Annotated in this window: 9 protein-coding genes and 1 pseudogene; 8 read left to right on the top strand and 2 right to left on the bottom strand. The window is 73.2% G+C overall.

What is annotated here, in order from left to right:
• On the bottom strand, positions 1-126 hold a 126-nt coding region (locus KS423_RS24065; RefSeq protein ID WP_224281754.1), incomplete at its 3' end, for a muconolactone Delta-isomerase family protein.
• 328 nt (positions 127-454) lie between these two features.
• Between KS423_RS24065 and KS423_RS24060 the strand changes: the two genes are divergently transcribed.
• The 8 genes from KS423_RS24060 to KS423_RS24025 all read left to right on the top strand — a co-directional run bounded on the left by KS423_RS24060 (position 455) and on the right by KS423_RS24025 (position 11,907).
• Entirely contained in the window at positions 455-1,180 is a 726-nt protein-coding gene (locus tag KS423_RS24060) for an SDR family NAD(P)-dependent oxidoreductase (RefSeq protein WP_224281752.1), read from the top strand.
• A 45-nt stretch (positions 1,181-1,225) separates the two neighbouring features.
• Positions 1,226-1,600 carry an SgcJ/EcaC family oxidoreductase gene (locus KS423_RS24055; RefSeq protein WP_224281750.1) on the top strand — a complete coding sequence of 125 codons (375 nt, stop codon included), beginning with the start codon at positions 1,226-1,228 and terminating at the stop codon, positions 1,598-1,600.
• A gap of 208 nt (positions 1,601-1,808) precedes the next feature.
• A complete protein-coding gene (locus tag KS423_RS24050; RefSeq protein WP_308020240.1) occupies positions 1,809-2,507 on the top strand; it encodes a GNAT family N-acetyltransferase in 699 nt (232 codons plus the stop codon).
• A 261-nt stretch (positions 2,508-2,768) separates the two neighbouring features.
• Complete coding sequence (locus KS423_RS24045) at positions 2,769-4,031, top strand: MurT ligase domain-containing protein (protein ID WP_224281748.1); 1,263 nt, start codon at positions 2,769-2,771, stop codon at positions 4,029-4,031.
• 46 nt (positions 4,032-4,077) lie between these two features.
• The gene (locus KS423_RS24040) at positions 4,078-4,806 is read left to right on the top strand and encodes a type 1 glutamine amidotransferase (protein ID WP_224281746.1); all 729 of its coding nucleotides are present in this window, start codon (positions 4,078-4,080) and stop codon (positions 4,804-4,806) included.
• Positions 4,807-5,158: 352 nt separating this feature from the next.
• A complete protein-coding gene (locus KS423_RS24035; RefSeq protein WP_224281744.1) occupies positions 5,159-6,184 on the top strand; it encodes a 6-phosphofructokinase in 1,026 nt (341 codons plus the stop codon).
• A 135-nt stretch (positions 6,185-6,319) separates the two neighbouring features.
• Positions 6,320-7,315, top strand: coding sequence for a 2-hydroxyacid dehydrogenase (locus KS423_RS24030; RefSeq protein ID WP_224281742.1), 996 nt, complete (start codon positions 6,320-6,322; stop codon positions 7,313-7,315).
• Between the two features lie 533 nt (positions 7,316-7,848).
• Positions 7,849-11,907 (top strand): hypothetical protein, encoded by a 4,059-nt coding sequence (locus KS423_RS24025; protein ID WP_224281740.1) that lies wholly within the window; start codon positions 7,849-7,851, stop codon positions 11,905-11,907.
• 226 nt (positions 11,908-12,133) lie between these two features.
• On the opposite strand, the pseudogene KS423_RS24020 reads toward KS423_RS24025, so the two are convergent.
• A pseudogene (locus KS423_RS24020) lies at positions 12,134-12,346 on the bottom strand (NAD(P)-dependent oxidoreductase); the annotation flags it as partial.

Raw genomic sequence — 12,346 nt, 5'->3', positions numbered from 1 at the left:
CGCCAGGTAGCCGGCGGCGGCCGGCTCGCGGGCGCGGACGGCCTCGGCGGCGCGCCGCCGGTCCACCTCCTCGGCGGGGGTGCCCTCGGGCACGACGGTCGTGATCTCGACCAGGAACTCGTTCACGGCCCGGCTCCGTCCTCAGGGGGTTCCGTCGGGATCGCACCCCAGGACCGGGGCTCCGCCGCCCCCTCACCGTCCGTCCGCCGCCCGACCGGCGCCACGACCGGCGGCGGCAGCGCCCCCGACCAGGCCTGGAAGACCCAGCCTTCCGGGAGGGAGGAAGCCGGTCCCGGCGCTGGGGCGGTTCGGCGTTGCCCGACCATGGCGCCCGGCCTACCGTCGAGGAGTCGACCGGCGAACGCCCCGAAAGGACGGAGCCGCCACCGTGGTCGACACCGATCCCACACCCGCCACCGGGCCGATGCCCGGCCACACCCACCGGAGGCAGGTCATGCCCACGTCCCGGTCAGTGCCGCGGCAGAAGGTCGCCCTCATCACCGGAGCCTCCCAAGGCATCGGGGCCGGCCTGGTCGACGGCTACCGCAAGCTCGGCCACGCCGTGGTGGCGACCTCGCGCGGCATCGCCCCCGCCGACGACGCGGGCGTCCTCGCCGTCCCGGGCGACATCGCCGATCCGGCGACCGCCGAACGGCTGGTCTCCGCCGCGATCGAGCGCTTCGGCCGGATCGACACCCTGGTCAACAACGCGGGACTGTTCGTCGCCAAGCCCTTCACCGACTACACGCCCGCCGACTACGCCGCCGTGACCGGCGTCAACCTGACCGGCTTCTTCCACCTCACCCAGCTGGCCGTCCGCCAGATGCTCTCGCAGGGCGGCGGACACATCGTCAACATCACCACCAGCCTGGTCGACAACGCCGACACCCGGGTCCCCTCCGTGCTCGCCTCGCTGACCAAGGGCGGCCTGCAGTCCGCCACCAAGTCCCTGGCCATCGAGTACGCCACCCGGGGCATCCGGGTGAACGCCGTCTCCCCCGGCAACGTCCGGACCCCGATGCACGCCCCCGAGACCCACGACCACCTGGCCCGGATGAACCCCGTCGGCCGCCTGGGCGAGATCGCCGACATCGTCGACGCCGTGCTCTACCTGGAGAACGCGGCCTTCGTCACCGGGGAGATCCTCCACGTGGACGGCGGCATGAGCGCCGGCCGCTGAGCCCCCGCTGCCCCGTCCCTTCCCTTCGACTCCCGGAGCAGAGCGATGAACCGGACCGACACCCAGGACGAGGCGATCCTGCGCGACGTGCTCGACCGCTGGAAGGCCGCCGTCGACCAGCACCGGCCCGACCGGGTGGCCGCCCTCTTCACCGAGGACGCGGTCTTCCAGGGCCTGCACCCCTACAGCGTCGGACGCGCGGGCGTCGCCGCCTACTACGAGTCCCAGCCGCTCGGAATGACCGCCGAGTACCGCGTCCTGGAGACCCGCCGGCCGACCGAAGGCCTGCTCCTCGGCTACCTGGCCACCGAGTTCGCCTTCACCGACCGCCCGACCCTCACCGTCAACCTCGGCGTCCTACTGAAGCGCTCCGACGACGGGTGGGCCATCGCGCACTACCAGGTCTCGCGACTGCCCTGAGCGCCCGGAACGCCGTCCACCGTCGGCCGCCCCGGCCGCATGAGGCACCGGTCGGGACCTGCGCCGACGCCGTCCCGATCGGCCGACCCGCCGTCCCGAACCCGTCCCGAACCCGTCCCGGCGTCCCACCGCCCGACCGCGACACGGGCATTCGCACGTTCACGATCACGTAACCGAACGGAAGCGCACCGTCGGTAGCGTCGGCGGCATGAAGGCATCACGCACGCGCCCCGAACGGCTCTGGCACCGGCCCTTCCGCAGGTCCGACCGCAGGTGCGCGGCGCCCGAAGGACAGGCCACCCGGCTGCCCGCACTCACCGGCGGCCCGTACCGGACCGTCCGGCCGCACCCCTCCGCCACCCGCACCACCGGCCAGGCACCGGAGGCCCCGTCCCGGCTGTCCCTGCCGGACGGGACCGGGCTGCTGCTGCGTCCGGCCGGGCCCGCCGACCGGGCGGCGGCGCTGGCGATGCACGACCGCTGCTCCCCCGCCGCGCTGCGGCTGCGCTACCACGGCCCGGTCCGCGACGCCGGCCGCTACCTGGACCACCTCCTGGACCCCCGGCACGGCCGCAGCCTCGCGGTGACCGCCCCGGACGGGCGGATCGTCGCGCTCGGGCACCTGATGTGGGACGACGGCGAGGCCGAGCTGGCCGTCCTGGTCGAGGACGCCTGGCAGCGGCACGGGCTGGGCCTGGCGCTGCTGCGGCAGCTGTCGGCAACGGCCCGGGCGGCCGGCGTCCGGACGGTCTACGCGGTGACCCACGGCACCAACACCGGGCTGATCGCCGCGATGCGACGGCTGGACGCGCCGCTGGACTTCCGGGCCGACGACGGCACCCTGGTGATCACCGCCACGCTGGCCGCCGGGAATCCGGCCGGCTGCACCCACCGCCCGGACCGCTGATCATTTCTTCACCAGATCCTTACCGGACGGCTCGGGAACCCGGCGGTACCCGTGGAGCGTCGTCAAGCAGTAAGGGGTCGCTCCGTACACCGCCCTCCTTGACGGGCCCTCAGCAGCACCCGCGAGCGCGTCGCAGCAGGCGGCGCGGGGTCCGGATCGTCCGGTCGGGCGACGGAGTCGGTAGGCTGGCCCCCGTCCCCGCCGCCCGACGGCCCGTTATCCGGTCGCGGGCGGTGCCGCAGCAAGGAGGAACCACTGAGCATGGCAGGCACCGAATCGGAGCCCACAGGCGCACGCGACGCCTCGCTGCCGGCGCGCGCCAAGATCGCGGTCACCGCCGGCCGGGTCGCCGCCGCCGTGTCGCGCAAGGCCGGGCGCGGGAGCGGCTCGGTGATCGGCGGCAAGGTCGCCCTCAAGCTCGACCCCGACCTGCTCGCCACCCTCGCCGACCACCTCGACGTCGTCCTGGTCAGCGCGACCAACGGCAAGACCACCACCACCCGCCTGATCGCCGAGGCGCTGCGCGCCGCCGGCCCGGTGGTCTCCAACGCCCTGGGCGCCAACATGCCCGCCGGCATCACCTCCGCCCTGGCCGGCGGCACGGACGCCCGCTTCGGCGTGATCGAGGTCGACGAGAAGTACCTGGCGACGGTCGCCCGCGACACCCGCCCCAAGGCGATCGCCCTGCTCAACCTCTCCCGCGACCAGCTCGACCGCGCCGCCGAGACCCGGATGATGGCCGAGAAGTGGCGCGAGGGCCTCCAGAACACCGAGGCCGTGGTCATCGCCAACGCCGACGACCCGCTGGTGACCTGGGCCGCCTCCTCCTGCAAGAAGGTGGTCTGGGTGGCCGCCGGACAGGCCTGGAAGGAGGACGCCTGGTCCTGCCCCGCCTGCGGCGGTGTGATGCAGCGCCCCGGCGACGACTGGTTCTGCCAGGACTGCGGCTTCCGCCGGCCCAACCCGCACTGGGCACTCCAGGGCACCCACGTGATCGACCCGCAGCGCGGCGCCTGGCCCATCCAGCTCCAGCTGCCCGGCCGGGCCAACCTGGCCAACGCCACCAGCTCGGCCGCCGTCGCCGCCGTGTTCGGCGTCGCCCCGCAGGTCGCCCTGGAGCGGATGCGCTCGGTGGCCGCCGTGGCCGGCCGCTACGACGTGGTCCAGTACCAGGGCCGGGACATCCGCCTGCTGCTGGCCAAGAACCCGGCCGGCTGGCTGGAGACCTTCTCCCTGATCGACGGCCCGCCCGCTCCGGTGATCCTCTCCGTCAACGCCCTCGACGCCGACGGCACCGACACCTCCTGGCTGTGGGACGTCGACTACGAGCGCCTCGCCGGGCACCCGGTCTTCGTGATGGGCCAGCGCAAGCTGGACCTGGCGGTCCGTCTGGAGGTCGCCGGGCTCCAGTTCCACGTGGTCGACACCCTGGAGCAGGCCGTCCGGATGGCCCCGCCCGGCCGGATCGAGGCCATCGCCAACTACACCGCCTTCCAGCAGCTGCGGAAGGTCGTGGCCGGCTGATGCCGCGCCCGCACACCAGTCTTTACGTGACGGAAGGCCTTCGAGGATGAGTGAGAGCAGCCTGCGCGTGGTCTGGGTCTACCCGGACCTGCTCAGCACCTACGGCGACCGGGGCAACGCCCTGGTCGTGGAGCGCCGGGCCCGCCAGCGCCACCTCAACGTGACCCGGATCGACGTCCGCTCCGACCAGGCGATCCCCACCAGCGGCGACATCTACCTGATCGGCGGCGGCGAGGACCGCCCGCAGCGCCTGGCCGCCGAGCGGCTGCGCGCCGACAGCGGCCTGGTGCGGGCCGCCGAGAACGGCGCGATCATCTTCGGCGTCTGCGCCGGCTTCCAGATCATGGGCCACGAGTTCATCAACGACCTCGGGGAGCGCGAGCCGGGCCTGGGCCTGCTCGACGTCTGGACCACCCGCGGCGAGGGCGCCCGCTGCGTCGGCGACGTGCTCGCCGACGTCGACCCCCGGCTCGGCCTGCCGCAGCTGACCGGCTTCGAGAACCACCAGGGCGTCACCCACCTCGGCCAGGGCGTCCAGCCGTTCGCGAACGTCTCCGTCGGCCGGGGCAACGGCACCGGTGACGGCACCGAGGGCGCCTGGCGGGACACCGTGTTCGGCACCTACCTGCACGGCCCCGTGCTGGCCCGCAACCCCGCCGTGGCCGACATGCTGCTCAAGCTGGCACTGGACGTGAGCGCCCTGCCGCCGGCCGACACCACCTGGTACGACGCGCTGCGCGCCGAGCGCATCGCGGCCGCGACGCGCCCCCAGTAGTACATCCGTACGCCCCGGTCGGGTGCCCGCCATGCGGTCACCCGGTCCGCGGGCGGCCCCGGAAGTACCACAATGGGGGCTGCCTACTGCACACCCTCCTCGGCAGCAGGCTGCAATTCCGCGCGGGGGCGCCGACGGCGCCGCTCCCGCATCGGCTCCTGCCCGGCCGGACCAGGGGCCGTATGCTCGACTTCGCGGCCGTTTTCGGGCGTTCTGTCCGGATCGGCCGGTCCTTCACCCCACGGCCGCCTCCCCGCCACCACGGTGCGGGAGCGCCCCGTTGCGGTGTCGGCTCGTCGTCCCAGCCTGTAGTCCGGCCGTTCCTCGGTTCTGCTCGGGAGTTGCAAAGCTAATGCGTATTGGAGTGCTGACCAGCGGCGGTGACTGCCCCGGCCTGAACGCGGTGATCCGCTCCGTGGTCCACCGGGGGGTGGTCGACCACGGCGACGAGATCATCGGGTTCGAGGACGGGTGGCGCGGATTCCTGGAGGGCCACCACCGCCCCCTGACCCTGGACTCGGTGAGCGGCATCCTGGCCCAGGGCGGCACCATCCTCGGTTCCTCCCGGGTCCAGCCGAGCCACCTGCGGGACGGCGTCGAGCGGGCCAGGAAGTACTGCTCCGACCTCGGCCTGGACGCGGTCATCCCGATCGGCGGCGAGGGCACCCTGAAGGCCGCCAAGCTGATGAGCGACGCGGGCCTGCCGATCGTCGGTGTGCCGAAGACCATCGACAACGACATCGCCGCCACCGACGTGACCTTCGGCTTCGACACCGCCGTCTCGGTGGCCACCGAGGCTCTGGACCGGCTGAAGACCACCGCCGAGTCCCACCAGCGGGTCATGGTCGTCGAGGTCATGGGCCGGCACACCGGCTGGATCGCGCTGAACGCGGGCATGGCGGCCGGCGCGCACGCCATCGTCGTCCCGGAGCGCCCGTTCCACATCGAGAAGCTCACCGCCGTCGTCCGCGAGCGCTTCGACCGGCAGAAGAAGTTCGCCATCGTGGTCTGCGCCGAAGGCGCCAAGCCCGAGCCCGGCACCATGCACTGGGAGGAGGGCACCAAGGACATCTACGGCCACGAGCGGTTCACCGGCATCGCCACCCAGCTGTCCCGCGAACTGGAGCACCGCCTCGGCAAGGAGGCCCGGCCGGTGATCCTCGGCCACACCCAGCGCGGCGGCACCCCGACCGCCTACGACCGGGTGCTCGCCACCCGCTTCGGCTGGCACGCCGTCGAGGCCGTCCACAAGGGCGCCTTCGGGCACATCACCGCGCTGCAGGGCACCAACATCAACCTGGTGCCGCTGGCCGAGGCGGTCGCCGAGCTGAAGACCGTGCCGCAGGACCGCTACCTGGAGGCCGAGACGGTCATCTGACCGCCCTGCGCCCTCCCGCGGGCCCCCGGAGCGCACCGCGCGCTCCGGGGGCCCGCGCACGTCCCGGACGTCCGGTGGCCCGCGCCCGGCCCCGCCCGCTAGCGTGGCCGCAGGAGCCGACTGGAGGGACCGGGCATGGAGATCCTCGCGTACGGGGTGCAGGCCGACGAGCGGCCGCTGCTGGAGCAGGCCTTCGCCGGCCGGCACGGGCTGCGCTGCCTGGACGTGTTCCTCAACCGCGACACCGCCCCGCTGGCCGCCGGCTACCCGGCCGTCAGCAGCAGCGTCAACGCCGTCCTGGACGCCGAGACCCTCGCCGTCCTCGCCGCCGGGGGCACCAAGCTGATCGCCCAGCGCTCCACCGGCTTCAACAACATCGACCTCGACGCCGCCGCCGACCTCGGCCTCACCGTCGCCCGCGTCTCGCACTACAGCCCGCACTCCGTCGCCGAGCACGCCTGGGCCCTCGCCCTGGCCGTCAACCGCCGCCTCAACCGCGCCGCCAACCGCACCCGCGAGTTCGACTTCCGCCTCGACGGCCTGCTCGGCCGGGACGTCCACGGCATGACGGTCGGCGTGATCGGCACCGGCAAGATCGGCGAGTGCTTCGCCCGGATCGCGGCCGGCTTCGGCACCGAACTGCTCGGCTGGGACATCGCGCAGAACCCGGCCTGCCTGGACCTCGGTATGACGTACACCGAGCTGCCCGAACTCCTCACCCGCGCCGACCTGGTGAGCCTCCACGTCCCCCTCCTCCCCGCCACCCATCACCTCATCGACGGGGCCGCCCTCGCCCGGATGAAGGACGACGCCATCCTCATCAACTCCAGCCGCGGCGGCCTCGTCGACAGCCTCGCCCTGGTCGAGACGCTGCGCGCCGGACGCCTCTCCGGCGTCGGCCTCGACGTCTACGAGGAGGAGACCGGCGTCTTCTTCACCGACCGCTCCATCCAGGGCATCACCGACGACACCCTCGCCCGCCTCGTCACCTTCCCCCAGGTCCTCGTCACCAGCCACCAGGCCTACTTCACCCGCACCGCCGTCGGCCAGATCATCGACGCCACCGCCCGCAACATCGACGACTACGCCGCCGGCCACCGCAACGAGAACACCCTGGTACCGAAGGCCTGACCCCGCGAGGAGCCGGGTCGTCCCGGCGTTCACGGACCGTGAGGCCCGCCGGCCACAGCGGGCGAAGGACGTCCGGCGGCGACGGACGGCTGACGCCTCACCGGGCCGCATCGCCGACCGTCCTGCCGGGGCCCGGGGCCCCCTTCCCAGGGCTCCGCACGCCTCCGGGACCCGGCAGTCCGTGTCGGAGCGCGGAGCCCAGGCCGAGGAAGTGGAACCCGCCCAGCGTCGTCCGGGCACTTTCGGGGTCGGAACCGGCACAGCCCATCCGCGGAACACGCGCCGACGTCCCGTCAACGCGACGGTGACGACACCCTCGCCGACCTCGCGCTCTCACGGGCCGCATCCGAATCCACGGTCCTGCCGCCCTCCCGCCGGAGGCCCCTGATCCATCGTCAGCTGGGGTACGGGACGGGCTGGTCGGAGTTCCGGAATCCGATGGCACCGTGCGTATGCGCCTCGCTAGACTCCGCCCGCTCGATCACATGTGTGGTCTTTCCGTGAGCGCGACCTGCCCACAATGGGGGGAATGGATGAACGTGCTGCCGATCGGCAGACGAGTACGACGGAAGCGAGGTGGAGGCGGCCGCGCAGCCGCCTCCGGGGCCCTCCTGCTGGCCGTTCTGGCCTCGCTGGTGGGCCAGGCCGCACCGGCCCAGGCCGTGGGGGCAACTCCTACGGCGGCCGCCGCGCCGCAGGCGGGCGCTCCGGCGGACCAGAGCTCGAAGCCGAGTCCGACCGCTGACCCGAGTCCGACTGCGAACCCGAGCCAGAACCCGAGCCCGACCGCGAAGTCGAGCCAGAACCCGAGCCCGACCGCGACGGCGGGCACCACGGCCGCCGCGCCGGACCGGAAGGCCGACCAAGGAGCCGCCGCCCGCGAGCTCCAGCAGGCCGCCCCGAACGGCCCGTGCCCGACGGAGCTGCAGCCCGGCACGGTGGCGAGCTGCACCCTCGACCAGAGCGCGACCGCCGTCTTCAGCCTCACCCTGCCGCAGCAGAAGGACCTGCTGCTCGTGCAGATCGTCGCCACCCAGGGATCGATCACCCCGACCGTGGTCGCACCGGACGGCACCATCGTGAACTGCGACGACCCGGTCGGCCCGAGCTGGGGCAGCAACAAGGCCCTGCGGTGCGCCATCACCCAGGCGGGCACGTACACGCTGAAGGTCGGCATCGTCACCGGTTCGGCGACCGGTCTCGCGGTGTCGTACCTGCCGCTGCTGTCCACCGCGGCCTGCCGGACGGTGAGCGCCGCCGACCTCGCCCTGGGCGCCCCGACCGTCTTCCAGGGCTCGCTGGCACTCGGTTCGGCCGGTGACTGCTACCAGGCGAACGACCTCGTCGCCGGCGACATGCTCCGCACCGGTTCCGCGGTCCAGCGCGGCACCGTCGTCGTCTACGACGCCACGGGCGCCCAGGTCTGCGGCCAGTGGATCTACCCCGACTGCCGGCTCACCGGCACCGCACCGTTCCGGATCACCGTCCAGCGCCACAACGGCGAGGCCCTGGCGTACGACTTCTTCGCGGCGCGGCTCTCCCACCCGGAGGGCTGCACGCTGGTCGAGCCCCAGGCGTTCGGTGTCTCCCCGGATCTGACCTCCGCCACCCGGTGCCGCACCCTGCGCGTCCCGGAGTCCGCGAGGTACGACTTCGGCCCGGTCGTCCAGAACGACGGCTCCGTCTCCGGCGGGCTGCTCGCAGCCGACGGCACCCCGAAGGGCGGACTCTGCTACCAGGGCGCCTGCGACCTGACACCTGGTGACTACACCTGGGCCGTCGACGCGTACGCCACCTCGGTCGGCGCGTTCGGCATGGCCTTCCACTCGACCAAGGAGACCAGGGGCTGCGTCGCCACCAACGACACCGGCCTGACGGCCGGCCCGGCCACGGGCACCTTCGACGGGCCTGGCCAGCAGCTCTGCCTGTCCCTGCCGACCGCCTCCGGAAAGGGCGTCTACCTGCTCAACCGGCCGCCCGCCGACGGCACGCCGGTCAATGCCCAGGTCCTCGACGCCTCGGGCGCCAAGCAGTGCGAGATCAGCGGCGGCTCGTCCACCACCTGCAAGCTGACCGGCATCGCCCCGTTCCGCGCGGTGCTGACCGGAACGCCGTCCAAGGCCTACGGGCTGGTGGTCCACCGGACCGAGGTGACCGACGGCTGCACCGCCTGGCCGCAGAGCGGGTTCGACGGCACCTGGGGCGCCGAGGTCCCGCTGACCGCGGCCGCACCGCAGGCCTGTCTGAGCCTGCCCGCGGACCAGCACTCCACCCTCGAACTGGTCGACTACACCAACATCAAGAACCAGCTCAACGCCGAGGTGACGGTGGTCGACGCCGCCGGCACCCCGGTCTGCACGGCGGTCTCGTACGGGAACTCGGCCAAGACCTGCCGACTGGCCGCCGGCGCCCCGTACACCGCGCTGCTGAACGGCTGGGGCGGGCCGGACACGTACAAGCTCGTCCGGCACGACATCTCGCCGAGCGGGAACTGCCTGACCCCGGCCTCGACCAAGGTCGGCGGCCCCGGCACCTCCTTCGACCTGACCTCGGCGCTGGACGCCCGCTGCGTCCGGATCACCGCCGCGAGCAGCGACAAGTACACGCTGGGCGTCCGGACCTCGGACGGCCCGAACGGCAAGAACGCACTGCTCAGCGTCGTCGACACCGAGGGCAAGTGGCTCTGCACCCAGTTCGGCACCGCCTGCAAGCTCACCGGCACGGGCTCGTACACCGCGGTCGTGCTCGCCTCCGGGTACCAGGGCAAGCCGATCCACACCAGGGTCGACGCCTGGAAGTTCCAGACGGCCGAGGGCTGGGCGCCCGAGTGCACCGCGAACCCGATCGCCGTCGATGGCTTCCCGCAGCGCAGCGGGGTGTTCACCGACGACTCGACCGGCTACTGCGCGGTGGTCGACATGAAGGCCAACCAGTCCTTCAACGTGGTCGGCACCAGCAGCGCCACCGGGATGAACGACATCCCGTGGCTGGGCCTGATGCGGGGCTCCCGGTGGGACGACTACTCCGGCTACCAGTGCATCTCCAACTACGGGACCTTCGGGGGCCGGTGCCTGTCCGACTCGCGGGCCGAGCAGGCCGTACTGGTGCTGAGCAGCGTCACGGCGGGCACACCGGTCGAGTACAGCATGCAGGGCACCTGCGACTCCGCCTGCCCGGTACCGCGGCCGCAGACGGCCCTGACCTCGGTCAGCCCGTCCAGCGGCGCCGCCGGGACGAGGGTCCAGGCCGTGATCCGGGGCAAGGGGCTAACCCTGGGCAGCAGGGCCAAGCTGGTGGGCAACGGCTCCTCCAGCTGGCCGCTGCTGTCGACGCTCTCCGTGAACGCCGACGGCACCGCGCTCGACGTGCTGCTCGACACCAACGGCCTGGCGCCGGGCAGTTACGGCATCGCGCTCGACGGCGTCTACGGGGTCTCGCTCCCCGACGCCTTCACCGTCACCGCCGCCACCGCCCCGGCCAGGAGCCGGTTCGTCCCGATCACTCCGGCCCGCTTCCTGGACACCCGGGACGGCACCGGCGCCCCCGCGCAGCGGGTCGGCCCGGGCGGCGTGGTCGAGCTTCAGGTGGCGGGTGTGAACGGTGTTCCGGCGACCGGGGTCACGGCGGTCGTCATGAACGTCACGGCCGTGGACCCGACCGAGCCGGGCTGGGTCACGGTCTACCCCGACGGCCGGCCGCTGCCGGGCGTGTCCAACCTCAACTTCGGGACCGGGCACACCGTCCCGAACCTGGTGACGGTGCCGGTGGTGAACGGGAAGGTCGACCTGCGCAACGAAGCAGGCTCGGTCGACCTGACCGCCGACGTCACCGGCTACTACACCGACGCGGCCACCGGCTCGGCCTTCTCCCCGATCACTCCGGCCCGCTTCCTGGACACCCGGGACGGCACCGGCGCCCCCGCGCAGCGGGTCGGCCCGGGCGGCGTGGTCGAGCTTCAGGTGGCGGGTGTGAACGGTGTTCCGGCGACCGGGGTCACGGCGGTCGTCATGAACGTCACGGCCGTGGACCCGACCGAGCCGGGCTGGGTCACGGTCTACCCCGACGGCCGGCCGCTGCCGGGCGTGTCCAACCTCAACTTCGGGACCGGGCACACCGTCTCCAACCTGGTGACGGTGCCGGTGGTGAACGGGAAGGTCGACCTGCGCAACGAAGCAGGCTCGGTCGACCTGACCGCCGACGTCACCGGCTACTACGGGGACTCCGGCTCGGCCTTCTCCCCGACCACCCCGGTTCGGCTGCTGGACACCCGCAAGGGTGTCGGCGCCCGGGCCGGAACGGTGGGCCCCGGCGGCGTCCTCAGCGTGCCGGTGACCGCGATCGAGGGCGTGCCGGCCACCGGTGTGACCGCCGTGGTCCTGAACGTCACGGTCACCGAGCCGACGGCGGACAGCCGACTGACCGTCTACCCGCACGGGACCGCCCGCCCGGACGCGGCGAACCTCACCTTCACGGCCGGGCAGACCAGGGCCAACCTGGTCGTCGTCCCGGTGGTGGACGGCCGGGTGTCGCTCTTCAACCAGTGGGGTGACACGCACGTGATCGCCGACCTGAACGGCTACTTCACGGCCTGATCCCGCACCGCCCCGAACGCCGCCGTGCCGCCCGATCCCCGGGCGGCACGGCGGCGCCGTTTCGGCGGACACGCTGTACGGTCGACGGCGACCGTACGTGCACGGGCGGCTCTGACTTCACCCGCACCCCCGTCGGCCGGATCATCGACGCCACCGCCCGCAACATCGACGGCTTCGCCGCCGGCCGCCGCAACGAGAACACCCTGGTCCCGGCCGCGCCGCCGGCCTAACCCAGCGCCTCCCGGTACCAGGCGACGGCCTGCGGGAGCCGGGCCAGCGGGCCCGGACCGGGCGGGCAGGCGGCGAGCCGCCAGATCCGCTCGCTGCGATACCAGTGATCGCGGGCGATCAGGCCGAACTGCCGCTCGGAGACCCGGCCGGGCGCGGCGGCCAACAGCCGGCGGCACTCCTCCCAGGGCACGGCCGGGCCGTGCGGGGC

The sequence above is a fragment of the Streptomyces sp. LS1784 genome, assembly GCF_020103755.1.
In the GTDB taxonomy this organism is placed as follows: Bacteria; Actinomycetota; Actinomycetes; order Streptomycetales; family Streptomycetaceae; genus Kitasatospora.
The sequence above is the reverse complement of the archived record's forward strand: the minus strand, read 5'-3'. Positions and strand labels throughout refer to the sequence as shown.